23 protein-coding genes are annotated in these 25,675 nt (G+C 63.0%); 6 read left to right on the top strand and 17 right to left on the bottom strand.

Annotation, left to right across the window (positions count from 1 at the left end; genetic code table 11):
• Positions 1 to 100 precede the first annotated feature (100 nt).
• The 3 genes from VGM51_03005 to VGM51_02995 all read right to left on the bottom strand — a co-directional run bounded on the left by VGM51_03005 (position 101) and on the right by VGM51_02995 (position 3,967).
• On the bottom strand, positions 101 to 2,215 hold the full coding sequence (locus VGM51_03005) for a NosD domain-containing protein (protein ID HEY3412006.1): 2,115 nt from the start codon (positions 2,213 to 2,215) through the stop codon (positions 101 to 103).
• Positions 2,212 to 3,114 carry a sugar ABC transporter permease gene (locus VGM51_03000; GenBank protein HEY3412005.1) on the bottom strand — a complete coding sequence of 301 codons (903 nt, stop codon included), beginning with the start codon at positions 3,112 to 3,114 and terminating at the stop codon, positions 2,212 to 2,214. The genes VGM51_03005 and VGM51_03000 overlap by 4 nt, the downstream gene beginning before the upstream one ends.
• Positions 3,115 to 3,283: 169 nt before the next feature.
• Entirely contained in the window at positions 3,284 to 3,967 is a 684-nt protein-coding gene (locus VGM51_02995) for a phosphodiester glycosidase family protein (GenBank protein ID HEY3412004.1), read from the bottom strand.
• 239 nt (positions 3,968 to 4,206) lie between these two features.
• Here VGM51_02995 and VGM51_02990 point away from each other — a divergent pair, with 239 nt between their 5' ends.
• Positions 4,207 to 5,190, top strand: a complete 984-nt coding sequence (locus VGM51_02990) for a hypothetical protein (GenBank protein ID HEY3412003.1) — start codon at positions 4,207 to 4,209, stop codon at positions 5,188 to 5,190.
• Between the two features lie 102 nt (positions 5,191 to 5,292).
• Here the strand turns inward: VGM51_02990 and VGM51_02985 are convergent, their stop codons facing one another.
• From VGM51_02985 to VGM51_02975, 3 genes are all read right to left on the bottom strand, one after another.
• Positions 5,293 to 6,318 (bottom strand): aldose 1-epimerase family protein, encoded by a 1,026-nt coding sequence (locus tag VGM51_02985; GenBank protein HEY3412002.1) that lies wholly within the window; start codon positions 6,316 to 6,318, stop codon positions 5,293 to 5,295.
• Positions 6,319 to 6,325: 7 nt separating this feature from the next.
• Complete coding sequence (locus VGM51_02980) at positions 6,326 to 6,859, bottom strand: hypothetical protein (protein ID HEY3412001.1); 534 nt, start codon at positions 6,857 to 6,859, stop codon at positions 6,326 to 6,328.
• A 116-nt stretch (positions 6,860 to 6,975) separates the two neighbouring features.
• A complete protein-coding gene (locus VGM51_02975; protein ID HEY3412000.1) occupies positions 6,976 to 7,377 on the bottom strand; it encodes a hypothetical protein in 402 nt (133 codons plus the stop codon).
• A gap of 263 nt (positions 7,378 to 7,640) precedes the next feature.
• On the opposite strand from VGM51_02975, the gene VGM51_02970 reads away from it, so the two are divergent.
• The 4 genes from VGM51_02970 (at position 7,641) to VGM51_02955 (ending at position 12,676) form a co-directional block, all read left to right on the top strand.
• The gene (locus tag VGM51_02970; protein ID HEY3411999.1) at positions 7,641 to 9,035 is read left to right on the top strand and encodes an ROK family protein; all 1,395 of its coding nucleotides are present in this window, start codon (positions 7,641 to 7,643) and stop codon (positions 9,033 to 9,035) included.
• 92 nt (positions 9,036 to 9,127) lie between these two features.
• Entirely contained in the window at positions 9,128 to 9,976 is an 849-nt protein-coding gene (locus tag VGM51_02965; GenBank protein HEY3411998.1) for a PIG-L family deacetylase, read from the top strand.
• Between the two features lie 118 nt (positions 9,977 to 10,094).
• Positions 10,095 to 11,108 carry a GHMP kinase gene (locus VGM51_02960; GenBank protein HEY3411997.1) on the top strand — a complete coding sequence of 338 codons (1,014 nt, stop codon included), beginning with the start codon at positions 10,095 to 10,097 and terminating at the stop codon, positions 11,106 to 11,108.
• A gap of 80 nt (positions 11,109 to 11,188) precedes the next feature.
• Positions 11,189 to 12,676 carry a sialate O-acetylesterase gene (locus tag VGM51_02955; protein HEY3411996.1) on the top strand — a complete coding sequence of 496 codons (1,488 nt, stop codon included), beginning with the start codon at positions 11,189 to 11,191 and terminating at the stop codon, positions 12,674 to 12,676.
• 84 nt (positions 12,677 to 12,760) lie between these two features.
• On the opposite strand, the gene VGM51_02950 is transcribed toward VGM51_02955, so the two are convergent.
• The 8 genes from VGM51_02950 to VGM51_02915 all read right to left on the bottom strand — a co-directional run bounded on the left by VGM51_02950 (position 12,761) and on the right by VGM51_02915 (position 20,658).
• A complete protein-coding gene (locus VGM51_02950) occupies positions 12,761 to 13,051 on the bottom strand; it encodes a hypothetical protein (protein ID HEY3411995.1) in 291 nt (96 codons plus the stop codon).
• Positions 13,052 to 13,263: 212 nt separating this feature from the next.
• A complete protein-coding gene (locus VGM51_02945) occupies positions 13,264 to 15,522 on the bottom strand; it encodes an NADP-dependent malic enzyme (GenBank protein HEY3411994.1) in 2,259 nt (752 codons plus the stop codon).
• An 81-nt stretch (positions 15,523 to 15,603) separates the two neighbouring features.
• Positions 15,604 to 16,290, bottom strand: a complete 687-nt coding sequence (gene hypB, locus VGM51_02940; protein HEY3411993.1) for a hydrogenase nickel incorporation protein HypB — start codon at positions 16,288 to 16,290, stop codon at positions 15,604 to 15,606.
• Positions 16,291 to 16,296: 6 nt separating this feature from the next.
• Positions 16,297 to 16,638: a hydrogenase maturation nickel metallochaperone HypA gene (gene hypA, locus VGM51_02935; protein HEY3411992.1), complete on the bottom strand. Its 342-nt coding sequence runs from the start codon at positions 16,636 to 16,638 to the stop codon at positions 16,297 to 16,299.
• Positions 16,639 to 16,644: 6 nt separating this feature from the next.
• Positions 16,645 to 17,301: a hemolysin III family protein gene (locus VGM51_02930; GenBank protein HEY3411991.1), complete on the bottom strand. Its 657-nt coding sequence runs from the start codon at positions 17,299 to 17,301 to the stop codon at positions 16,645 to 16,647.
• A gap of 83 nt (positions 17,302 to 17,384) precedes the next feature.
• Entirely contained in the window at positions 17,385 to 17,987 is a 603-nt protein-coding gene (locus VGM51_02925; protein ID HEY3411990.1) for a hypothetical protein, read from the bottom strand.
• Positions 17,988 to 18,208: 221 nt separating this feature from the next.
• The gene (locus VGM51_02920; protein ID HEY3411989.1) at positions 18,209 to 19,609 is read right to left on the bottom strand and encodes an N-6 DNA methylase; all 1,401 of its coding nucleotides are present in this window, start codon (positions 19,607 to 19,609) and stop codon (positions 18,209 to 18,211) included.
• A complete protein-coding gene (locus VGM51_02915; GenBank protein ID HEY3411988.1) occupies positions 19,606 to 20,658 on the bottom strand; it encodes a DUF1611 domain-containing protein in 1,053 nt (350 codons plus the stop codon). Before VGM51_02915 ends, VGM51_02920 begins: the two co-directional genes overlap by 4 nt.
• 647 nt (positions 20,659 to 21,305) lie before the next feature.
• Here VGM51_02915 and VGM51_02910 point away from each other — a divergent pair.
• Positions 21,306 to 22,595 (top strand): hypothetical protein, encoded by a 1,290-nt coding sequence (locus tag VGM51_02910; protein ID HEY3411987.1) that lies wholly within the window; start codon positions 21,306 to 21,308, stop codon positions 22,593 to 22,595.
• A 617-nt stretch (positions 22,596 to 23,212) separates the two neighbouring features.
• Here VGM51_02910 and VGM51_02905 read toward each other — a convergent pair.
• From VGM51_02905 to VGM51_02895, 3 genes are all read right to left on the bottom strand, one after another.
• Entirely contained in the window at positions 23,213 to 23,578 is a 366-nt protein-coding gene (locus tag VGM51_02905; protein ID HEY3411986.1) for a type II toxin-antitoxin system RelE/ParE family toxin, read from the bottom strand.
• A 66-nt stretch (positions 23,579 to 23,644) separates the two neighbouring features.
• Positions 23,645 to 24,235 (bottom strand): hydrogenase maturation protease, encoded by a 591-nt coding sequence (locus VGM51_02900; protein ID HEY3411985.1) that lies wholly within the window; start codon positions 24,233 to 24,235, stop codon positions 23,645 to 23,647.
• Complete coding sequence (locus tag VGM51_02895) at positions 24,235 to 25,656, bottom strand: Ni/Fe hydrogenase subunit alpha (protein HEY3411984.1); 1,422 nt, start codon at positions 25,654 to 25,656, stop codon at positions 24,235 to 24,237. The genes VGM51_02900 and VGM51_02895 overlap by 1 nt, the downstream gene beginning before the upstream one ends.
• Positions 25,657 to 25,675: the final 19 nt, after the last annotated feature.

The raw sequence follows: 25,675 nt of genomic DNA, 5'->3' as shown, positions 1-25,675 counted from the left end.
CCTCCGTACCATCACTCAGGCCTGCCCCCACTCGCACAATGTCAAATGTGAATTGGCCGATGCTCAATGGCAAATTCCGCTGGCCATCCCTGCCAGTCCCTTACGACCCGTCGCTGCGCCGCCAATTCACGCTCAGCGCCGACGCTCCGTTTTCCTGGCAGTATCTCACCTCAATCGAATGTACTCCCGCAGAAAGCGCGACGGTGCCCGAGTCATTCATCCCGCCGTGGTGCGTCCAGTTGTCCACCACCGGCTTGCCATCAACCAGCACGCGGATGCCGTCGTCGGACAACGTGTCGAACCGGTACTTCCCGGCCTCGAACTTTATATGCGTGGTCGCCACGAGTGCAAAGTACGCGGACGGGAGTCCGGGGCCGGGTGAGCCGTAGCCTGGGATGTTGGGCAATGCCGGCAGGACTTCTTCCTTGAGAGGCTTCCCGGCGAACAGCGCTTCCCACGCAGCGGTATCCGTGTAGGCGTCCGGGTCGTTCCGGAACCACTTGAACCATTTGACCTGCCAGTCCGCGTCCAGCAGTTTCCCCTGTATCGTCTGCCGCTCGCCGCGCTTTCCGGTGACCTGGATCTTGAACGGACGGTACTCGCCGGTCGCGCGCACTCCCACCTTGATGGTGGCGAACCGCTCGTTCGGCGCCATCCCCGGCTTCATAGTCATCCAGTCCGGCAATGCGATCTTCTTGACCAGTTTCGGGCTGACGAGAAGACGCAGCGTCTTTGCATCCTGCATCATCCACGGAACGGCCATTCCGCGGTAGTCCCGCATCCCGTACTCCGTCGCCGCCAGCCAATCCCAGCCCTTTGGGCCATTTGTGTCCCGGTACAGTGCGAATCCCTTTGGCTTCACAGCCATTATCTCCAGCATCCGTGCGATCCGGTAGTCGGCCGGCGCGTTCGGTCCCGAGGGGAGCTTGAACCCTGCCGGAATCGGCGCCGTGCGAACGACGTTCCCTGACGCGGAGTTGCCCGGTGAATTTGTCAGGTCGAACGCGCTCCTCGCCTTCGTGATCGTGTTGCCGATGATGTGGTTCCGCGTGGAAGGCGTTTGCGCGTAGCGCTCGCCGCCGCCGCCCCACAGGTGGATCGCCGCGCCGCCGGTCCGCTCGATGACGTTGTTCACGTACCAGTTGTCCGCGCCGTGCTCGGTCGCGATGCCGTCGTTACGGCTTCCCACGATCTGGTTGTCGCGAATAACGTTGTTTACCGAATAACCCAGCCAGAAGCCGTAGTCCGACTCGTTTGCCCAGTTATGGTAATATTTGTTGCCGGAAGCGAGCGTGCTCTCAAACGCGTTGTGGGGCGACCACGAGCCGTCATTATACGCCACCACGTTGTTGTCGCACGATCCCTGGGTGAACCATTTGCCCTGTGCGTTGAACCCGCCGTCCCGGGTCGCCAGGAAGTAGCCGTCGCCGCCGTGCGTGAAGGAGTTGTACGCGATCACGTTCCGGTTGCTGCCGGAGCATAGAACAAAGCCGGAGGAGTCGCCTCCCCAGCCGCCGCCCCACGGCCGGTTCACAAAGTCCGCCTGGTTCCAGCAGATGAGGTTGTCGCTGGAGTTCCACATCGCCAGCCCCCAGCCGGATTCATAGGAGAAGTCGCACCCGATGACGCGATTGCGGTTCGAGTTGACGAGCATCAGGCCGTTCTGGCACTGATTGGCCCGCATCCCCTCCACGGTCGAGCCGGTGCAGTCCTCCAGCCAGGCGCCCGCGCCGTAGCTCTTCCACGCGTTCAGATCGCGGATGACGAGCCAGATGTAGTTCACGCTTCCGCCGTCCATCACCTTCTGCGACCGCGACCACCCGAGCGCGCAGTCCAGCAGCTTCAGGCCCGAGCATTTCAGCGCCTTGACGTTGTACTGGTAGCCGTGGACCACCGCGTTACGGATCGTCACGTTCCTGTGCCCGTTCACCGATATCCCGACGCCCTCGTACATCTCCTGCCGCCCTCCGGGGGTGGCGGGAGACTGAAGCGTTGCGCCCTGGAAATCGACCGTCACGCCGTCGGCCTCGATCTGCACGGCGCCCTTGCCCGCATCGGCCAGCGTGTATACGCCCGGCTTAACGCGGACCGAAGCGCGGATATGCGCTGTCTGCAGGGTCAGCATGATCTGCTTTGCCGCCAGGGCCGGATTGCCAATCAGGCAAAGCCCGGCGACCGCCGTTACAATCCACGCAAATCGGTTAGCACCACTCATGTCTCACGATTTCCTTCCGTCACCCGCAAATAGACCAGACTGAAAACCAGCAGAACACAGAACGAGACGACTCCCATCGCCTGCGCCGGCCCCGGCCTGCTGAACCGGAATGCCGTCTTGTAGAGGTATGTGATCAGCGTATCCGTGCTCCCCGCCGGACCGCCCTGGGTCAGCACCCAGATGATCGGGAACGAGTTGAACACGTAAACCGTATTCAGGACCACCGCCACGTTCAATACCGGGCGCAGCAACGGCAGGGTAATGAACCGGAACCGGCTCCAGCCGACAGCGCCGTCCAACGCGCCCGCCTCAATCACATCGGAGCCGATACCCTGCAGCCCCGCGAGAAGCGTCACCACCGTGAACGGTATGCTCGCCCACACTCCGACCCAGACCACCATGGGAAACGCCGTTCCCGCCTGGGCCAGCCATACCGGGCCTTGAATTCCTGCTTTGGCAAGGAGGGCGTTCAGCGTCCCGATCTGGCCGTCCAGGATGAAACGCCACACGATGGCGGCGATGGGAAGCGGTACGGCCCAAGGCAGCAGCATCGCGGTGCGCGCCCATTTCCGGCCCCGGAACGGAGCGTGCAGCAGCAGCGCGGCGGGCAAAGAGAGGGCCAGGGTGAGCGTCACTACGCCAACCGTCCAGAAAATCGTCCGTGGCAGCACGCCCCGCACGAAGACGGCGTCCGCGAAGATCGCCCGCCAATTGTCCGTGGTCCCAATGTGTGTACGGCCGGCGAGCGCGGAAACATGCGAAACGGAGTCCAGGAGGGTTGAGAGGATGGGGTAGACGAACACAACGGCGAGCAGCGTGGTCGCCGGGGCGAGACAGAGAAGCGCCAGCCAGGCCGTGCGATGGCCCTTCCCGCGGCGAGTGTGCGCTTGCGTTTGCATTGTCGATTTCACTATGACGGGGCATCGCCGACCGGAGCAAACCTACCGAGAGACGGATGTGAGAGTCCCGATGGTCATATTGAGCGAAGCGAAGCATCTCGACGTCACGTTGAGATTCTTCACTTCGTTCAGAATGACAACCCACGCGCCCCTGGGTCCTGACTCCTGCCTACTTGTCCGAGATCGTCACGATGTCCGCCATGGGGATCATCGGCGAGACGACTGTCTTGCCGCGATGGTACAGGGCCGTTGCGCCTCCGCCGTCGAGGTTCACGGCATCCACCGCGCCGGCCTTCCGGCAGACGGCGGCGAATTCGTTCAGCGTGACAGCGTCCTCATCCACGATCACCAACGCCATCCCATCTCTGCGGACACCCAGCGCCACGCGGCTCGCCCGTATCTTGCGCGCGGCCGCGCGGAATCCTTCGGATTCGGGGTTAACGCAGTTGGCCCCATCTTTGAGGAGTCGAGGGCCGGCCGCGATGGCGAAGGGGTACCGGGACGGATCCTTGCGGACGGCGTCGCGGGATAGCAGCAGCGGGCGGCCACTCCGGTCCACGGCGAATACGGTCTGCATGCGCCCGCCCCGGAACACCCATTTCCCCTCGCTGCGGAGGATGCCGAGGGGCTGGCCGTCTTCGCCGTAATATGTGCCGTTGAACGCTGCCCTTGGCCGGACGGTTGAGACGTATTTCTCGAACGTCTCACCGGTGGGCGTGGCTGCCCTGTGGATGCGGAGCACAAATCGGGAAGTGGAGAACGGGACAACGTGAACGCGGGGGGACAACGCGGCGATCCCGCCCGCCACGGGCAGAATCACGCTCACCAACGCCATCTTTCCCAAGCCCCGCATACCGCACCCCCGGGTGTGAAATCGCACACTTAGATTAGGCCGTTCCGGGGCCAATCGAGAGTGCTAAACTCCACGGGTTGCGGTAACACGGACGGCCGCACGACAACACCGTCAATGGAACGGCCTCGTTCGCTTGCCAGTCTATGTCCGTGATGCGTCCCGCAACCCAACATTTGAACATGGGACGACTCGGTGAGGAGAGTACTTCAATGAAATGGTTATCACGCCCAGCCATCCTGTTGGCAATCATCGCCGCCTGCCAGGTATCCTGTCACGCCGCCGATCGGGGCGCACTCCCGCGCTATGATTTCATTCCCTTTACCGGTACCAACGGCTTGATCACCCACATGAGCCCAAATGGACAGTGGATCACTACCAGCGACGGTACCGTCCTGAAATCTGGTCGAATTGTCGGCAAATTCACCGGTTCACCTGCTCAGGTCACCGACACTGGGATCATTCGATGGGCGAGCAGGGCGGCCGGCACAACACTGGCCATTCCCCAACTCGGTTCAATCTCGAACCGAACCGGTTTCGCCTGGAGAATGGCCACGTTCCAAGGCGCCACGATTCGCGACATCAACACCAAGGGACAGATGGTCGGATACGCATACACCGCTGATGGTCAGCCTATTCCCGGCGTATTTGGTATAGATGGAAGCCGTACGATCTTTCCCTATCAGAGGTATCTACCCGTGCGGATCAACAACCGAGGCGACAGCCTATGGCGTTACGCCGAAGATGGGTATGTCTCAGGCATGTTCATCGTCACCCGGAAGGGTGAGCACATTCCCATCTTGAACGATATAGTAGATAATCGCCGGAATCAGACGTCGTTTAGCACGAGCCGCGCGGTGGCAGGGACAGGGCGCACTCCCAACATGAATGCGATTTACTACTATTGGGATCCGGACATTGGTACCAAGATCCTCAGCACGAAAACACGCCTCTTCGCAGGTGGTGTTATCCGTGGAATGCAGATGAATGAAACTGGGATGCTCGTGGCGGAAAAGCTGAACCCAGACACGGTGCTGATCTGGCCGGACCCTCGGAGGGATCAGACCCCCTTCGAGATAAACGACAGGCTTGCTCCGAAGACCCTGGCGAGATACACGATGGGCACGCCGGTCGCCATATCGAACGAGGGTGTCATTGCGCTGTGGGGCCACGACAATATGACAAAAAAGCCGATCTCAGGCCTGCTCATTCCCGTCCGACGGTGAGAAATCAATGGCAGATGGCGGTCAGTCGTCTCGCACTGCGCGCCTGTACCGGGGCGCCCGCGTCACGAGAACTGGGATTGAAGCCAAGGCCAACGGGCACTCTCAGCCCTCGAACGCTTCCAGCACGACGCGATGCGTGATGGAACCGCGCGGGGGCAGGATGCCAACCTGGTTCGCGGCGCGGGCGGCCGCGCGCCCGCCGGGACCGCAGTTCACGGGTTCCAGCCCCATCACATAGTCCCGCTCCGCCATCATTTTCCACTGCCACAGGTGCGGCAGCTCCGCCTTGCGATAGCGCACGCGAAAGCCCAGCCCGATCCGCTCGTTCCAGAGCTCCGCCTGCGCCATCCCCTCCGCGTCCGGCACAACGTCGTGAACGTAGCACTGTTCGGCGATGTTATGGACAGGCGCGATCGCCCGCGTCCACGCATCGAGACCGGACGCGGCGAACTCGCCCAGCGGCGTGACTCGCGAATCGATGCGCACCTCAGATCCTTCGTCCAGCACGGGGAACCCGGCGTTGACGTGGTAGAGGAGCAGGAACGGCTCTTCGCTGAACCCCTCGTTCTCAACGGTGTCCTCAATCGTCACGGATGACGATCCCAGTACCGTCCGGATCTGCCGTTTGAGGACCAGGCGCGGACCGAAAACGCGCGTCTCGCGGACCTCGCCGGCGATCCGCAGCACGTACTCGTCGCCTTCCCAGCCGGCGCTCCATCGAACGCGCTCCGCCGGGGTGTTGGCGATGCGGCCGTGCAAGGGGTAGGCTCTGCCTTCGTCCTCGCAAGCGCTGCCGGCGTTCGTCAGCCCGCCCGTTGTCAGCATCCCCCCGAAGAACGACCGAAGGAAGTTGTCGCCCTCGGCCTCATAGTACGCCGGGGACACCGGCCCCACCCCGGAATGCCAGCACAATGAGCGCCCGTTGTGCCGGAAATCCAGGATATCCAGGCACCTGTCCGCGAGAACGTTGAACTCGAGCCCTCCCCCGGTGGAGACCTGGAAGCCTCGGACGCCATGCCCTCGCCCATCGGTCAGAGCCATGGGCCTGATGAACGCTAATTGATCCATGCACCCGACGCGCTGTTCGATCTCACGCCGCGTGAAGGCCCTGCCCAAGAGGTTCGCCATTGGGAGGTTATTTCGGCAGGGCGGCGCGCTGCTTGTTGGTGAGGATGGCCAACTCAGCGGCCTGCTGCTCTTTCTGCAGCGCCATGTATTGCGCCCTCTTCTGTGCATCGGACAGCTTGGGGTCGGACTGGATCTTCCGCGCCTTGGCCCCGATTCGCGCATTGATGGCCTGCGCCTTGGCCTTCTGTTGGGGCGTCAGAGTTTTCTGGACCGCCAGGATCTGCTGAATCTGCTTCAACCTCGCCTGCCGGCGCGCCTGGACCTTCGCGCGCTGGGTCGGAGTGAGCACCGCCATAGCATCGTCATCGTACTTCCGGGTGAGCTGTGCGATCTTGGCGGTCTTCTCCTCCCGCTTTCCCGTTCCCATCTGAACCGCAGCGACCTCTGCGCGCGCCTTCTTGTTGATCGCGGTGATCTTTTCCTTCTGAGCCGGGGTCAAACCCAGCGGATTCGCCGGTTGCGCCGGAAAGGCCAGCGCCGCCGTTGCCAGCGCCAGCACAGCGATGCCCGTCGCCGCCATCGTGCCAAACCGTATCTTCATTTTGATTTCCCTTTTCCGATCCGACCGCCCATCCGGAGGCCGTTGCGGGGACGACCACAGCGTCACGCTTTCTCAAGCCGATTGGCCGTGGTCTCCCCGGCGCGTACCGATGCCTGCTATTTCCTGGGGGCGACCCCGGCGTGAGCAGCGGCGGCTTTGTCCCGCATCGCGGCTTCCGCCCTGAGCGCACGGAATTTCTTCTGCTGGGCAGGCGTGAGAATCGCCATCACTTCCGTATTCATCTTTTTCTCAAGGGGCGCCAGTCTCTTCCGCACATCCGCGGATGTCTTCGCGCCCCGAATCGCCTTGATGGCCTGCGGCTGGTATTTCATCTGCAACGCCGCAAACTTCTTCTGCTGCGCGGGGGTAAGGTTCAGCGGATTGGGGCCATGGGGCGAGCCGACGGGCCGTACCGCGTGCGGGTCTGCCGGAGCGGCGGGCGGGAATGCTCCCGCGGGGGAATTGGCGAAAATCAGACCTGCCGCGAGGACGGCCGCGCCCAATATCCAGTGTTTCAAATGCGTTTTCCTTTCTAGGAACGATGTAGACAATCCAGTATAGGTTATGTGATGCGCCCGCGAGAAAAGCCTCCGGCGCCCCGTGGCGGCCGCTCGCCCGGTTGGCCGCCGGCGAACGCGCGGCGTTCTGTACGCCGGCGAACGCGCCACCCGGACTTCCAAACCCCCATCCGAGTAGACATGCGCACGGCCACCATACAATAGTTTTTGTAGCCGCCAAGTACCGCCCCCCGCTTTTGGGGAGCCCGCAAGGAGTATCTGTTGTGAATTGGACATCCGGCTTTGACGTTCGTCCGGCCTTTACGCCACCTTTGGATCCGGACTTTACGCCAGCCTCTCTCGTGAATCGCGCCTTCAGGAAGGCGGCGGCGGAAAGCGGCGGCATCCCGCTGAAACTCGGCCTCGAACGCGCGGACGGTTCGGTATCCGTCTACGAGACGATCGTTTTTCCCCCGGGGGATCCACGGTTTGAACTCAACCTGCCGTATGCGGAGCGGATCGTCAAGTTTCTGCTCTGGCAGCGCGGCGCTTGGAAGGTGTACGCGGGCGGCCCCGCCGCCGTCGGTGATTACCTTCGAGGCGGCTACCGCGAAGGCGGCGCCCGCGCCTTCGACGCTGACTTCATGGGCAAGGTCTACGAGCACCCGTTTACCGTTGTGACATGCGCGCCCGAAGACGTGCCGGCACAACGGGAAACCTCCGTGCCTCTGGGCCGCCACCTCGCCGGCAATCGCATCGGCTTCGACCTCGGCGGCTCGGACCGCAAGGCCGCCGCTGTCAAAGACGGCGAAGTCCTCTTCAGCGAGGAGATCGTCTGGGACCCCTACCATCAGGCGGATCCGCAGTATCATTACGATGGCGTGATGGACAGCATAAAGCGCGCGGCCGCTCACCTGGAGCACGTTGATGCTATCGGCGGAAGCGCCGCCGGGATTTATGTGAATAACCGGGTCCGCGTCGGCTCGCTCTATCGCGGGATTCCGCGCGACATCTTCGAGGCACAGGTCGCCGATATGTTCCTCCGTATTGGCAGGGAGATGGGCGTGCCCATCGAAGTTGTCAATGACGGCGAAGTGACCGCGCTTGCCGCTTCGATGAGCATCGGCGAAAACCCGGTCCTCGGGGTCGCCATGGGAACGTCCGTAGCCGCGGGTTATGTCACCGGCGAAGGCAACATCACCGGCTGGCTGAATGAACTGGCCTTCGTGCCGGTGGACTATCGCGAGAACGGTCCCGCTGACGAGTGGTCGGGAGATGAAGGCTGCGCGGTGCAGTATTTCTGTCAGCAGGGTACGGCGCGGATCGCGGCGCAGGCCGGTTTGGACCTGGGGAGCGGCAAATTGCCGAAGCGTCTTGTGGCGCTGCAAGGTATGATGAAGCAGGGCAACGAAACGGCCCGCAAAGTCTACGAATCCGTCGGGATTGAGTTCGGTTACGCCATCGCCCACTTCGCCGACTTTTACGAGATGAAACACCTCCTGATTCTGGGCCGAGTAACTTCCGGCGAAGGCGGGAACCTGGTGGTGAAGAAAGCGCAGGAAGTGCTGAACGTCGAGTTCCCCGAAATTGCCGCGAGGCTGACGCTCTCAACGCCCGATGAAAAGATGAAACGGTTGGGGCAGAGCATCGCCGCCGCCAGTTTGCCCGCTTTGAAGTAATAGGATTCAGTATCCGGGATTCAGGATTCAGACCGAGATCCGGAAGCTGAATCCCGAACCCTGACCTCTGAATCCTCCAAAGGAATGTGACAATGCAATTCAAAATACCGACCGCCGGCGTATATGTGCCGGATGAAAAGCCTGAGGCCGAAGCCCTCTCCCGGACAACCCATATGGGCATCTCGGCCCATCAGGATGACATCGAGATCATGGCCATGGAGGGTGTGATCAACTGCTTCGGCCTGGCGGACAAATGGTTCGCCGGCGTGATCGTCACCAACGGCGCCGGCAGCGCCCGCGATGATATGTACGCCAACTACACCGATGCCGAGATGCAGAAAATCCGCCGCCTCGAGCAGAAGAAGGCCGCATTCGTCGGCGAATACGGCGCCCAGGTCTTCCTCGATTTCCCCAGCAGCGCCGTCAAGGACCCCGCCGCGACCGGCCCGGTCGAGGACCTCGCGGCGCTGCTTCTGGCCGCGCGGCCGGAAATCGTGTACACCCACAATCTCGCGGACAAGCACCCGACCCACATCGGCACCGCGATGAAGGTCCTCGCCGCCATCCGGTCGCTTCCCAGGGATAAGCGTCCCAAAACGCTGCTCGGCTGCGAAGTGTGGCGAGACCTGGACTGGATGATCGACGCGGACAAACACGTGATGCGCCTCGACGCGCACGAGAACATCCAGACCGCCCTGGTGAGCGTGTTCGACTCTCAGGTCGTCGGCGGCAAGCGCTACGATCTGGCCACCATGGGCCGCCGCCGCGCTCACGCCACCTACCATGAAAGCCACGCGGTTGACGCCAGCCACCTTCTCAATTTCGCGATGGACCTGACGCCCCTCATCGAGGACGATACGCTCAGCCCCATGGATCACGTTTTGGCCCACATCGAGCGGTTCACGGGCGAAGTGAAAGCGAATCTGGCGAAATTCGCATAGAAGACAGAGTACAACGGGATTGGGACCCGTCGTAACAGGTCAAGTCTCAATTCCGTTGTCCCGATTCTCAACTTGAAAGGAAGCACGGAGCCGCCTCTCCGTGCCGGACCCATAAACATTGAAAAGAACCATCCACTCCACGGCGCCCGCGAGGATAGACCTTGCCGGCGGAACCCTGGATATCTACCCCCTTTACCTCTTCGAGGAGTTCGGCCTCACCGTCAATGCCGCCATCAACGTCGGCAGCACGGTGAAGATCGAGGAACGTGATGACAAGCGCATCGTTCTGAGGGCGGAAGACATCGATCTCGAACAACACGCTGACTGCGTGCAGGAACTGGACGTGAAGGGCAAGCTCCCGCTTCTGGCCCGCGTGGTGAAGCATTACCTCAAAGACTACGATCGCGGAGTTAACGTCACCACGCTGAGTAGAGCGCCCAAGGGGAGTGGCCTGGGCGCCAGTTCGTGTTTGCTCATCACACTCAGCGGCGCCCTGAACGAAATCGCCGGGAAGGGCCTGGACAAGAGCCAGATCGTGCACACAGCCTCCCACCTGGAAGCCCAGGTGATCGAGATTCCGACCGGCAATCAGGATTACTACGCCGCGGCCTACGGCGGTGTGAACGCGCTCTGGTTTCTTCCGGGTGAAGACAAAGTGGAATCGTTGGGCGACGCCGCCCTTGCCGAATTGAACAAGCGCGTGGTTCTCTCCTATACCGGCGAGACGCGCTTCAGCGGCACCAGCAACTGGATCATGATGTGCCGCTACATCGATGACGCCGAGGGCGAGCGAGACAAACTGCGCTCCATCAAGGACACCGCCGTCGCCATGCGCGAGGCTATCGTGCGCGGAAACTGGGACCATTTTGCCCAGCAGGTTGATGACGAGTGGCGCAACCGCCGGGGCCTCGCTCGTGGTGTCACCACGCCGAAAATCGACCGCATCATGTCCTCCGCCAAAGAGGCCGGGGCGTTGGCCAGCAAGATCTGCGGCGCCGGCGGCGGCGGGTGCATGATCTCCGTTGTTGAACCGGGCAGCCGCGAGCCGGTTGAGAAGGCCATCGCGGCCGCCGAGGGACAGGTGTTGCCGTTTGAGGTGGTCGCCCAGGGTCTGCGCGTCTGGGAAGACTAGCCCCGCTCCCTGTGCTTTCACACACCGAAGTATCGCACCGGGGCACTCCAGCCCCGGTGTCGCCATCTGGAGGTTTCTAAATGCAGACGAAAATGTCACTGATTGCGCTGCTTCTCGCGGCGCTGACGCCCCACGCCGGCGCTCAGGAATCCAGCCCCGCGAATCTCCCCTTCGTAAGCCCCATGTTCTCCAGCCACATGGTCCTGCAGCGCGACATGAAAGTGCCGGTCTGGGGCTGGACCACGCCCGGCGCACGCGTGAACGTCATTATGAACGGATCGGTCTCCCAGGCCAAAGCCGGCGCCGACGGGAAATGGGAAGCGCGCATCGGACCGCTGAAGGCCGGAGGCCCTTACTCGCTCTTCGTGACCGGCCCCCGCTCCGTTTCCTTCGAGGACGTGCTGGTCGGCGACGTGTGGCTCTGCAGCGGCCAGTCCAATATGGAAATGGGCATCGGCCTTGTGAACGACGCCCAGAAAGAAATCGCCGCCGCGAACTACCCGAAGATCCGTCTGTTCAACGTTGCCAAGACCTTCAACACCGTGCCGCAATCCACCCTCAAGGGCGAATGGCTCCTCTGCACGCCGGATAACATCAAACGGGGTCCGTGGGAGGGCTTCAGCGCAGCCGCATATTTCTTCGGACGCGAACTGAACAAGCAGCTGAACGTACCGATCGGCCTTATCCAGAGCGCCTGGGGCGGCACGAACGCCGAGTCGTGGACCGGCGCCGAAGGCCTCGCCGCGATGCCGGATTTCGCCGCCGATCTCAAGCTCAGGGCCGATTACAACGCCGCGCCCGCCGGCGCCACTCCCCCCGGTCCGATCAAGGACAATGTCAACTTTCCAACGGTGCTCTACAACGGGATGATCTCGCCGGTTATCCCCTTCGCCATCAAAGGCGCCATCTGGTATCAGGGTGAAGGCAACGCGGGGCGGGCGTACCAGTACCGCACGCTGCTGCCGACTATGATCGGCGACTGGCGCCATCGCTGGAACGAAGGGCGCTTCCCGTTCCTTATCGTCCAGCTTGCCGGCTTCATGCAGCGCAAAGCGGAGCCCGCCGACGATGCCTGGGCCGAACTCCGCGAGGCACAGTACCTGACCGCCGCCACGGGGAAGAATATCGGAATCGCCACCGCCGTCGATATCGGCGACGCGGGCGACATCCACCCGAAGAACAAGCAGGAAGTTGGCCGGCGCCTCGCTCTCGTTGCCCTCGCCAGGTTCTGCGGCAAGAAGGTGGCGTATTCCGGACCGGAGTACCGCTCGATGAAGATCGAAAAAGGAGCAATCCGCCTGACATTCGACCATGTGGGCGGAGGCCTGGTCGCCAGAGACGGAAAGACGGGCGGCTTCGCCGTCGCCGGTGAAGACCGCAAGTTCGTGTGGGCTGACGTGAAGGTCGAGGGCGACACCCTGGTCGTCTCGGCGGCCGGCGTGCCCAATCCGGTCGCCGTCCGCTACGCCTGGGACGCCAACCCCGAGACCAGCATATTCAACGGGGATGGCCTGCCGCTCTTCCCGTTCCGAACCGACAACTGGCCGTTGAGCACGCAACCGAAGTGAGCATTGAGATCTGAGACTTGAGAATTGAGTGACGGATCGGAAGTCGTCCCTCAATTCTCAAGTCTCAATACTAGAGTCTGCCCTTCAGTGCGGTATCGTTTCTCCGCGCTCTGAGCCGACCCAGCGTGCGACGTCCTCCAGATGAGAATCCGCCAGCGCCTTCGAGAACGGCCCGTTCGGATCGTCCACCACTGCGTGGTACGTTGCCTCATCCTTGTAGCCGTGGACCGCGGTATACTTGCCGTCGCTTTTGATGGCCTCCATGAACTCCACGCCGGGGGTGGACCGCAGCGCTTCCCTCACCTTTGGCCCCGTCCTCTCGAAGTCCATGTCCCTACCGGGCAAAGGCTCCCAATGCGATATCACCAGGTACATTGTACCGACCTCCTTTGATCTCGTTCCGGCCGTTTGGGCCGTACGCATCGCTATACCCAAAATCGGCCGGAGCAAACACCGGAGAGGCTGGAATTGCGAGATTTACGTGGGAGGTTGGAGCGGATGGCGCAACCGACAAGCCGCCATTCGGGGAATCAGCCCGCGGAGGCTGAATCCCGAATGGCGGCTTACCGAATCCCGGCCTCTGCCCCCTATGTGCGGGCGGCCAGTTTCTGGGCTTCCACCACGGCCACGGCGGCCGCGTTGACGATGTCCTTCACCTCGTCGCCGCGCTGTACGACGTAGACCGGTTTACTCATCCCGACGAGGATCGGGCCGATGCACTCGGCGTTGGCGGTCCGCTGCACCAGTTTGTAGCCTATGTTGCCGGCTTCCAGGTTCGGGAAGATCAGCACATTGGCGTCCTGCTTCAGGCGGCTGAACGGGTAGATCGAGTGCAGGAAATCGGCGGACAACGCAGTGGTCGCCTGCATCTCGCCGTCCACGATCAGGTCCGGCTCCCGCTCGCGTATGATCTCGACGGCGCGGCGAACAATGTCCGACCGCGGGTGGCGCGTGCTGCCGAAGTTGGAGAAACTGAGGAGCGCGACGCGCGGCGTGATGTCAAAATCGCGGGCAAGCCGGGCGGTGAGTATGGCGACCTCGGCAAGCGTGGCAGAGTCCGGGCTGATATTGACCGTGGTGTCGGCGCAGAAAAGGACACGGTTTCGCGTGGTCAAAACGTATACGCCCGCGGCGGTTCGGCAGCCCTCGGCGGCGCGGATGATCTGGAGCGGCGGTCGGAGGGCGTCGGCGTAGTGGAACGTGACACCGGTGACCATACCGTCCGCCTGGCCGGTCTCCACCATCACGGCAGCGAGATAGTTCGGGTTGCCGGCCATTTCCCAGGCCTCGGTGCTGGTGATCCCCTTCCGGCAGCGCAATTCGTGGATCCGCTGCGCGCACGCGGCGCGGGTCTTCGGGTCTTCGGGGTCCAGAATCTGGATACCGGTGAGGTCTGCCTGCAGATCGGAGGCCACCCGGCATACGACGGATTCGCTGCCCAACAGCACGGGCAGGGCGATGCCGTCCTGCTTCATACGCACGGCCGCGCGAATGGTTTTCTCGTTGTCGCCCTCGGCGAGCACGATACGTTTGGGGTGAGCGCGGGCTTTGTTGATGATGATGCGCATCAGTTCGCGAGAGGCGCCGAGTCGCGCTTCCAGTTGTTCGCGGTACTTATCGATGTCGAGGGTCACGCGCGCGACACCGGTGTCCATCGCGGCTTTGGCCACGGCCGGGGCGACCCAGAGCAGCACGCGGGGGTCCAGTGGTTTGGGGATAAGGTAATCCGGGCCGAAGTGAAGCACATTCACGCCGTACGCCTTGGCGACGGAGTCCGGCACGTCCGCGCGCGCGAGTTCCGCCAGGGCGCGGGCGGCGGCGATCTCCATCGCACCGTTCACGCCGGTGGCGCGAACATCCAGGGCGCCCCGGAAGATGAAGGGAAATCCCAGCACGTTGTTGACCTGGTTCGGCTTGTCCGAACGGCCGGTGGCTACGATGACGTCCGGGCGCGCTGCCAGCGCGTCTTCGTACGAGATTTCGGGCTCGGGATTGGCGAGCGCGAAAACGATGGGCTTGTCCGCCATTGAACAGAGCATCGCCGGCGAAACGATTCCGGCGCCGGAGAGGCCGACGAACACGTCGGCGCCCACGAGCGCATCGGCCAAAGTGCGGGCATCCGTCTCGGCGGCGAATTCCGCTTTCACCGAATTCATGCCCTCGGTGCGGCCCTTGTGCAACACCCCCTTGCTGTCGACGAAGAGAATGTTCTCGGCCTTGGCGCCGAGGATTTTGTAGAACCGGGCGCAAGCGATGGCCGCCGCGCCGGCGCCGCTGAAGACAATTTTCACGTCCTCGAACCGCTTCCCCACCAGGTCCAGCGCATTGAGCAGCCCTGCGCCGGAGATGATGGCCGTTCCGTGCTGATCGTCGTGGAAAACCGGGATGTTCATCTCCGCGCGCAGACGCTCCTCGATCAGGAAGCACTCAGGCGCCTTGATGTCTTCGAGGTTGATCCCGCCAAACGAGGGCTCGAGCAGCTTCACCGCGGCGATGAACGCCTCCGGATCCTCCGTGTCCAGTTCGAGGTCCACGGCGTCGAGGTCCGCGAATCGCTTGAACAGCAGCGCTTTGCCTTCCATCACGGGCTTGGCGGCCAGCGGGCCGATGTTGCCGAGGCCGAGCACCGCCGTTCCGTTGGTGATGACGGCGACGAGGTTGCCGCGCGACGTATAGAGGAACGCGTCGTCCGGGTTGGCAGCGATGCGGCGGCAGGGTTCCGCGACGCCCGGCGTATAGGCCAGGGCAAGGTCGTGCTGGGTGGAACAGGGTTTGGTGGGTGTGATTTCGAGTTTGCCGGCAGGTTTCCGGCTGTGGTATTCCAGTGCTTCTTCGTTAAGCCCCATGTGCAGGCTCACTTTCCGGCATCATCGCCAGGTTGTTTTTTGGGTTTCGGTCGGAGCGGCGTGAAGCTGCTTTCGTGCGGATCACCCCGCCGAAGCGCTTCTCTTGGCCGCGAGCCGATCTCTCAGATAGCGATAGAAGGCATCCATGCCTGCCCCGGTGCGGGCGGAGACCTCAAAGATGGGCGCGGCGGGGGAAACCGCCCTGATGGCCGCCAGGGCCGCCTCGCGGTCGAATCCCAGCACCTCGGAGATGTCGCTCTTATTCAGGATCACAGCGTCCGCCGTCCGGAACATTGTCGGGTATTTGAGGGGCTTGTCTTCACCCTCGGTTGTGGCGAGGAGAACGATTCGAATATCTTCCCCCAGGTCATAGGCCGACGGGCAGACGAGGTTGCCGACGTTTTCGATGACAAGGATGTCCAGGCCGTCGAGTCCCATGTCGTTCGCGGCGCGGGCGACCATTTCGGCTTCGAGGTGGCACACAGTCCCGGTGGTGATCTGGATGACGGGGCCACCGGCTTCGCGAAGACGTTTGGCGTCGTTGTCCGTCGCCAGGTCGCCAACGATGACGCCGAGCGCGAGTTCCGGTGAGAGCTCCGCGATGGCGCGATGGATGAGCGTGGTTTTACCGGACCCGGGCGAAGACAGGACGTTCAGCACAAGCATTCCGCGCTTACCAAAGAGCGCGCGATTGCGGGCGGCGATGTCCTCATTCTTGCCCAAAAGGGCTTCCGTGACTTCGATGAGACGAGTGGGTGGTTCAGGCATAATCGATTATGAGACTTCCAGTGAGGCCAGTTCCATCTCCGTGCCTTGAAGCATTTCCAGTGCCGGGGCGCCGCAGTCGGGGCAGAAATGGATGATATCATCCGGCTGGAACTCGGATTCACACGTGCGGCAGAAACAGACGGCCGGAACTCGGAGGATTTCCAGGGCGGCGCCGTCCGCCATCGTGCCCTCCGTTACCGGGCCGAACGCGAACTCGAGCGCGTCCGGCACGACACCGGACTCCGCGCCAATTCGCAAGACGATCCTGTGGATCCGCGTGGCGCCCTGCTCAAGCGCGTGGCGCTCGGCGGCCTCCAGGGCGCTCTGCATAATGCTGACCTCGTGCACCGGACGCTATACCAGCCGCGAAACGAAGCAAAGGACCATAACAAAATGGCACGCGCTGCCGCCGATGACGAAGATGTGCCACAGGTCGTGCGCCGAGAATTTGCCCGGGTAGAGGTGCGGCCAGTCGGTAGCGTACACAATCATCCCGACGGTGTACGAGATGCCGCCGCCGATGAGCCACCCAAGTGCCGCGGGAGGCAAAACGGCGCGCATCGCGGGCAAGGCGATCACGGTTAGCCAACCCATCAGAACGTAAAGCACCACACGCACCCACTCCGGCGCGCCTTTCCAGGCGAACGTGGCGATGATGCCGAGGGCGGCTATCCCCCACTCGATCCCGAACATCGTCCAGCCCAGCGTGCCCCGCAGCGCCACCAGGCAGACCGGCGTATACGTTCCGGCAATCAGGAGAAAAATCCCAATGTAGTCGAGACGCTGCAAACGCTTAATACCGTGCTCATGGGTTTGAATGGAGTGATAGAGCGTGCTGGCGGTGTACAGCGCGATGAGCGTTGCCCCGTAGATCGAATAGGCAACCACGTGCCAGGGGCGGCCGTGCGCGACAAAGAGCAGGGCGACAAGGCCCGCGATGGACAAGCCAACACCGAGCATATGCGATATGCCGCAGAACGGCTCGCGAAGCCAACTTCGTTTCGAATCCAATGGTACTCCTCGCACGCCGGTGCGGCGCGCACGGTATTATTATGTGACCGCGCGCAGCATTTGAAACATGGTGCTGGGGCGAATCACTCGGCGACTCGCCGTGAAGACCGGCGGCGTGCGGCGATCACCACGCCACCAGCCACGAGAGCGAAACACGTAAGGACGGCGCTTAGTGCCGCGGACATCAGCGCCAGGCCGGGTCCGAAGTAGTGCTGGTAGGAGGTCGCAACCACGTGGTTTCCGACCACCTGGTACCATCCGACCCTCATATAGTCGCTATCGAGGGTGTCCTCAACACGCATGACGGGTCCGGTTGGGCTGTCTTCACGTCGAACCGTCCCTGGCCGACGAAGTGATATGCCCGGGCTGGCGTCGGGTCTGTGGTCGTAACTGGAGGCGATCAGGTCGTTGATTATCCGTTCTTCACCGACGTTTGCCTCAAATGTGCGCGTGAGTTTGGGTGGTGGAATGGAGGCCAGGTAGCGATAGGGAATTATCCGCGCATCCACGGGCCGGCCCTCTCTGTCGCGGTCCACAACCAACAGAGGCATCGAGGCAGGCGGCGCCGGGCCAACGGCGTTGCGGTTGAAGTTCTTCATTTGGAGCTTCGTGAGACCAAGGGTGAGCAACAGGAATATCGCAAGGGCGCACGCGATGAGAGCGAACACCCGGACGAGGAATCTCATTCACTTCACCTCCGCAGCTGATTATAGCCTGCCCGCCAGCCCGGCGCCGCGCCGACCGGGTACGGGCGGGGCGCCCGCGCTCCATCCAAGCCTCCGTTTCCTCCGTGGTAATCTCCCCTTCGCGAACCTCTGCGGTCCTCCGCGTCCTCCGCGTTGGAATCCGGGACCAATGCAAAATGGAAAATGAAGAGTGCAAAGTGAGGCCGGGCGAAGCGCCCGCGCTACATGCGGAAGGCACGGAGGAAGGCGCTCGTCATGCGGATGCTGCCGCCGCCGAGGGCGTTGGCGCCAAGCTCCATTTCGTACACGCGGGATGCCTCCGGTGACGATAGCGCATCGGCCACCGCGCGAAGCGCAACGAGGTCGTCGTCGGGGTGGTTGATGGCGAACGTCGAGACGGCGCCGATGTACTCGCCGCGGGCGTCCAGGAAGCACTCGATGCGCGACGAAAGGCCGGCGACGATGACGCTGGGCCGGCGCGCATTACACAGTCTGCGTTGCAGGGCCGGTGTGAGGCGGGAATCCTCCCGCACGCGGGGGTGGCGGTAATCCTCGCCCAGATACCGGCATGTTCGCGCCCCCCACAGGCACTCATCAGGGTCGATGAGGCCGGTCGTAACCAGCTTGAGTCCGTTGCCGGCGCGCGAATCAACAATGTACGGTTTCACGTGGTAGGCATCCGCGGCGGTCATGCCGGCGGTCACCTGGAACAGTTCGCCGATAACCGGCCCGTGCCCGTCCAATATAGGCGCCCCATCGAGGAGCCCGCGCAGGCCGCGCCACCAGTTGGCGCCTTCCATAGTGCTGGTGGCGGAGCGGCCTTCCGCTGACACCTCGCACGGGCCGGGCGGGCCGAGCGTGAGCAGGCATACGTAGACCTGGCGGCCGGGGAAGTGGTCGGAACGCGAGAGGACGCGAATGCGCCGCGGATGACGCGCCGTCTGTACGGGGTCGCGAAGGGCCTCGGCGGCGGGAGCGTTGAGGACGGTGCGCGGCAGGACCATCCCGATGCGTCCTCCGGGCCTGGTGATCCGCATCGCCAGCGCGAGGAAATGGAACGATTCGTCGGCGGTGCCGCCTAATTCCGGCGCGATCCCGGACAGCGCGGCGCGGCGCTCCACGCGCCCTGCGCGCTCGATGGCGTTCAGAAACGGAGGGTTGCCCAGCACGCAGTCGAACGGCCCAGCGAGCAGCACTGGCGGAGGGGCCAGCAGGCTGTCTCCGAGTTGAACGCCGGTCACATCCTCTGCCGGCACGCCCGCAATACGCGCCAGACGCTCGCGGCACAATTCGACCGCCGAGGCATCGTTGTCTACGCCGGCGATGCAACGGCGAAGGACCTCGCGGCGCGCATCGTGAACCGTGACGCCACCCACTGCTGACAACCTTTCGGCGAGCGCTTCCAATGCGGCGACAAGGAAGGCGCCCGCGCCGCACGCGGGGTCTACGACGCGGATCGAGAGGAGCGCGCGGACCGGAGCGGCGGCGTTCCTCAGGGCATCCTCAATCACCGGCGCCAGCGCTGACTCCACCAGTTCATCGACGAGCTCAGATGGCGTGTAGTAAGCGCCCGCGCGACGCCGCTCGGATTCCGTGAGCCAGTGGCTGCGATCGGTAATCATAGGGTGGTGCACATCCGCCAGGCCTCGCAGGCGTCGTAGAGCGCGCCTGACGGGAATCGGATGGGGTCCTCGACGGGAAGGCCTGTCTCCCGCGAGGTAGACTCCAGGATGGCGCGGGCGTCTCCCTCGGACAGGTGCCGGGTGGCGATGGCGATACCGATAACAGGCGCCGGTTTCACCCAGGCGGCGGCCTCCTCGTAGATCGAACGCACCCGGGCCAGATCACTGCATATCGGCGTGTCGCAACTTCGCATCGTCTGGCGTCCGGCGACGTGACAGAGGATCATTGCATCCGGAAGCGACCCGTGGAGCAGGCCAAGGGTCACACCGCTGTACATTGGGTGCAGCAAGCTTCCCTGCCCCTCCACGAGAACCAGTTCCTTCCCCGGCGCCGCCTCGCACACCAGGCGTTCCGCCGCGCCGGCGACGTAGTCGGCGATGACCCGGTCGATCGCGAACCCCTCGCCGGTAAGAAGGCGGCCGGTCTGGCCGGTGGCCGCCATCGCATATGATCGTCCCGCCGCAGCGGCGCGACGCACGATTTCCCAGCAGACGGTCATTTTGCCCACGTTGCAGTCGGTCCCCACCGTGAGGATGACCGGAACGCGGACGGTCGCCCTGCTTCCATTGGGTGTGGACAAGTGATCGGGGACGGCGCGCAGATCAACCAATGCGCGCCCGGCGCTCAGGGCCGCCGCGGCGAGTTCGGGGTCGTCGCGAAGGAACGTGTGGAGGCCGTTGTAAAGGTCGAGGCCTGCGCTGAGGGCATCGAGCAGGACGGCTCGCCACGCATCGGGCAATCTACCGCCCGCAGGTGCGATGCCGATGAGCAGGCGGTTCGGACCGTAGCGCAACGCCGCCTGGAGGTCGGCGACCACAGGCACATCGCCGCCGAAGCCCACAACATCGGATACCGTGGAACCGGCGTATCGGCTGTCGATCACCGCAGCGATCTGCTCCGGTTTGTAGCGGAGCAGGACACAGGCGGTCTTTGCATGATGCACGTCGAACGCGCCGTCGGCCAGTACCACGTAAGACGGACCCGCCATCGAGAGACTCCCGCCAGTGAAAGGGGACAGGAGCGTCCCGCATCCACATTATGGCGCTCCGCCGACGGATCCAGGTTCAACGCAGAGGACGCGGAGGAACGCAGAGGTGTCGCAGAGGATTTCCTATCGCGGACGATTGGACGGAGCGCGGCCGCCCCGCGCATTTCCTATGGTCCTGCGACCGTCGCACTTGATAGAATCCATGGTGATCTGTCGACGTCGTCAACTTCTTCGACCTCTCGATTTCGGGGTAGCGACATGAGCGCTTTCTATCGCAGCGGCATCCCATATCGAATTGCCATCTGTGTGATGGCGTTCGCATTGATGACCGCATCGGGCGTTCACGGCGAAAACGCCACCGGTCCCGGCAGCCCACGGGTTACCTGCGACATGCAGGGGACTGACCTCCGCACGCTCGCCAAGTCCCTCACGGCAAGGACCGGTGTCCGGTTTCGGGTGGGCTATGACATCGCCGACGAGAAACTAGATGTCTTCGTGAAGGAATACCCCTTGGCGGATCTACAGCGCAACATCGCGCGCATATTCGGCTACCAGTGGTCTAGCAAGCGGCTCGACGATGGGACGGTCTCCGAGTTCTCACTCGCGATCCCCGCATCCGCCGCGAACAGGAGCGATTGCGCACCGTGTTGGCCAAAGTTGACTCGGCTCACAAATCCGCGGCGTTCGCGCGCCTGCGCAAAGTGTTGGCAATGACGGATGAGGACGCCGACAACCTCACGCCCGAAGAGACGGGGTTTCACAACTACATGAACTGGGAGCCCAGGAAGCCGCTTTATGACGCGTTCGCCGCGCTCTCGGACGCCCAGATCGGGCAACTTGCCGCAGGCCGGTCGGTTACAGTCGGCCTTTCCGGCAAGGGCAACGAAGAGCGGAGCGCCCTGCTTGCCGGCCTCCTGCGAACGAGTGAGAACGCTGACCAGTTCATCGATGCAACCAGCATCGAATTCACAGGGGAACGCCGGTTGGCGGCGGAGAGGTTGTATCCCTCGGATGCGTTCTTCCTGAAGATCCGCGGAGATAATGGTTCGGATTTCACCGATGTGTGCTACCTGACACCGGAGGCGACCGCTCGCCGGCCGGCCAAACTAGACAGACCCACCCTCGCGGAAACTCTGAAGGCGTTCAAACCGACACAGCAACTTGCCGCAAAACAGGCAGACCGCCTGGACCTAATCGTCAAACTGGACTACAAGTCGGCCATAGGGTTTCACTCAGGCATGCGCGCCGTCGCGCACGCCACGGGTATTCCCATCGTCAGCGACTACTACACAAGCGGTTACGGTTCGGTGAACGCCCGCGACCAACGGGCCAGGGACCTGATCGTATCGCTCGCCGCGAAGTATGGGCACTCATGGGCGTGGGATGGGAATGCGCTGGTCTTCCGCACGGACAACTGGCCCGCCATGATGCTACAGGAGTTGCCCAACAGCACACTCGCGGCGATGAAGGATACCGGCGGCGGCGGGAAGCTGAATCTCGCCCAATCGCTGATCGCGTCGGATCTGAGCGTTGAGCAGAGCACCTGTCTGCCGAAATACGGCTACTCAGCCCCGTGGATCGCGGATGACAAGCTGACAGCCGCGTTCCGGTTCCTCAGCCGGTTGTCTTGCGCGTCTTTCAAACAGACTGGCACGGCGCAAGGGTTGTCCGTCGCACTGATCCCCCGATACGCCCGCGCCGCATACGCCGACTTAGTGGGGGCCTGCTTTGGCGTCGGCGCGGCAACCCCGCCCATCGAGGCGGTGAGAGCGACTGCTACGGCGCTACCGGCATCCCCCGACGGCGGGACATCGTCGCAATTCACGTTTGAGTTCGTATTCGGCAGCAGCGCTGAGCGGCGGCGGGACGCTCTGACGTGCACCTTGGGACCGGCAGGTCCGCCGAAGTCGCCTCCTGCGAGCATGCCGGCGGAATAAGACGGTTCACCGCCCGCCCATATCCCGCCGGCCAGCCGCAGAATCTCGTCCACCGCCGGTTCCACCTGGCTTGCGCACGTCTCGGTGAGGGTTTTGCAGTAGTCGAAGTCATCGCCGCGGATGGAGACCAGCCAGCCCCGAGGGGTTGCGCCGGATTGGGCCTGGGCCAAGGCGAAGACGTAAGAGCCGGATTCGCTTGCAGGTCCGCTAGCTCCGAGCGCTGCGATTAGTCGTTTTCGGAACGGCCCTGCATTGGTCGTCAGGGCGCCGTCTTCGCGCGGACGGGCCGCCTTGAAGCCAAAGGCCACCCGGCCACGGCTCTAGCCAAGTTCCTCCGGTTGGTCGCCATGGCGATCATCGCACGAATCGCAAAGTCAGTTGAGACGCGGGGGTCACCGGCCTCCAATTTGGCGACCCTAGACTGAGTGGTTCCCATCAGGCCGGCAAGTTGCGCCTGTGTGATGTGTCTACTGTTACGAAGCTCGCGAACTGCCCGTCCGAGGTTATCCTTCAGATCCAGAAGAGCCGACTCTTGCGGTGTAAGGTGGGCAAACGCATCGGCATACCCCACGACCCAGCCAGCGGCTTCGAGGCGCGCTCTCGTATCCTGCTCCATTTCAATCCACCTTCCGTTTGGCTGCCTGGTAGGCGTGCAAGCGACGTCTGCACTCCCTGATCACGTTGTCCGGCGTCTGATTCGTCTTTTTCGACCAGACGTCCAATACGACGATCTCATCAGGGCCAACGTAATAAATCAGTCTCCACGAATGGTCAACGTCACGCACTCGCAACTCGTGGCAGCCGGGTTCGACCGAAGGCATGGGACGCGAGTCCGGCATCGCCACGGTCTGGCCGCGCTGGAGCAGGCGGAGGAGATGGCCAACCAAGATACGCGCACGCTCCGAAAATGGAGGCGAAGCGACCTGCCCCTTTAGCCAAACGATCCTCTTGTCGGGAGGTTCCCCCCTTGGAGTATATGCCATATTTGACCTATTTAACCAAGCGTTGTGTTGAGTATGCCCCGATCTACCGGCCGATTGGCGGCCCAGTCAGTTCGTATCGGCCAGCCGCATAATCTCGTCCACCGCCGGTTCCACCTGGCTTGCGCACGTCTCGGTGAGGGTTTCGCCGTAGTTGAAATCGTCGCCGCGGATGGAGACCAGCCAGCCGCGCGGGGAGGTGCCGGACTGGGCCTGGGCGAGCGAGAGCAGCATGCCCGGGCCGAAGTGGTGGGTGGTCGCCTGAAACTCGCCGCCCGGTTCAACCTCGATCACCCGGAGCGGCACAGGGATCTCGCCGATGTGGGCGTCCACGAAGATCACTCGCGAATATGGGGGGAGCAGCAACGCGACTTCGGGGACCAGTTGGTGAGCCATCACGGTGTCGACGGCGTGGCCGAGGTTGTCTTCGCCGGTGTCATCCAGAGCCAATGGGGGCCGGCCGAGGCGTGCGCGGAGGGCGTTGATGACGTGCCAGGCCACACCGTCGTCGCGGCGGTAGGGGTTGCCGTAGCCGATGATGAGGGCAGGAGACAGGAGACAGGAGTCGGGAGTCAGCCCGGTGCCGATGACTTCGCCTTCTTTGGAAAGGATCGCGTTCCACGCTGACTCCTGAACCCTGAACCCTGAATCCTTCTCCACTATCCGCGCCGAAGCGTTTGCATTACGCTGCCGTCGGGGCCGAGTATCTCGATCGCGATGGGCATCTGGCCCGCGGCGTGCGTCGAGCAGGACAGGCACGGGTCGTGCGCGCGAACGGCGGCCTCCACCTGGTTCAGCATCGCCTCGGTGGGCTTGTTGCCGTCCACAAACGCCTTGGCGACCATCTCCACGGCCTTGCTCATCGCGTGGTTGTTGTGGCCCGTGGCGACGATCAGGTTGACGTGGGTGAGAAGGCCGTCGTCATCGACTTTGTAGTGGTGGAAGAGCGTGCCGCGAGGCGCCTCGATGCAGCCGATGCCCTCCCGTTTGGGGTTGTAGGCGGGCGCAACGAGATCGTTTGACAGGATGTCCGGATCGTGGAGTATTTCCTTCGCCCGTTCCAGCGCGTACACATCCTCGATCAGGCGGGCGTAATGGTACCAGAGGGTGCCTTCCACGGGCCGGCCGGTATTGATGGATTTGAAGTGCTTGAGTTCCGCGTTGGCGATCGGCGTCGTGATCTTCTCGGCCACGTTGCAGCGACCGAGAGGCCCGACACGATACGTTCCATCGGGCCACCCAAGTCTGCGGTAGAACGGGAACTTGAGGTAGCTCCAGTCTTCCACGTGCTCGCCGATGTAGTCGAGGTAGTTAGCGGCGGCGAACTGCTCGAGCTTCCGGCCCTGGCTGTCGATCAGCCTGATATCCCCGTCGTAAAGTTGAAGCGCGCCATCCGGGTCCACCATGCCGAGGTAGCCGGACTGGAACACGGCGAAGCGGTCCACCAGGTCCATATGGGAGTCGTACCAGCGCTTGGCCAGCGCGATGCCGACCTTCATGATCTCCAACATCTCGTCGCATTGCGCAAGAATGGAGTCGCGCTGTTCAACGGTGATCGCGTTGTTCACCCCGCCGGGAACCGCGTAGGTCGGATGAATGCGACGCCCGGACAGCGCCCGGATGATCTCCTGCCCGAACGCGCGCAGCCGGATCGCCTTCACCGCCAGGTCCGGGTTGGCCTGCGCGATGCCCACCACATTGCGGATGGCGGGGGCGGCGTCGAATCCTAGCAGCAGGTCCGGACCGGCGAGCTCGAAAAAGTGCATCGAATGGGACTGGATGAGTTGCCCCATATGCATCAGTTCGCGCAGGAGAGACGCCGGGCGTGTGGGAACGGCGCCGATGATGACGTCGCACGCCTTGGCAGCCGCCAGGTGATGGCTTACCGGGCAGATACCGCATATACGCGGGGTAATCTGGGGCATTTCGAAGTAGGGCCTGCCCTCGCAGAATTTCTCGAAGCCGCGCCATTCGTTTACGTGCAGGTAAGCCCGTTCCACCTTGCCGTTTTCATTGGTGTGGATGGTTATCTTCGCGTGCCCCTCAATCCGGGTCACAGGTTCAATGGTTATCTTCTGCATTCCTCTAGTCCTTATTCGC

The organism is Armatimonadota bacterium, from assembly GCA_036504095.1.
Lineage (GTDB): Bacteria > Armatimonadota > DTGP01 > JAKQQT01 > JAKQQT01 > DASXUL01.
The sequence above is the reverse complement of the archived record's forward strand: the minus strand, read 5'-3'. Positions and strand labels throughout refer to the sequence as shown.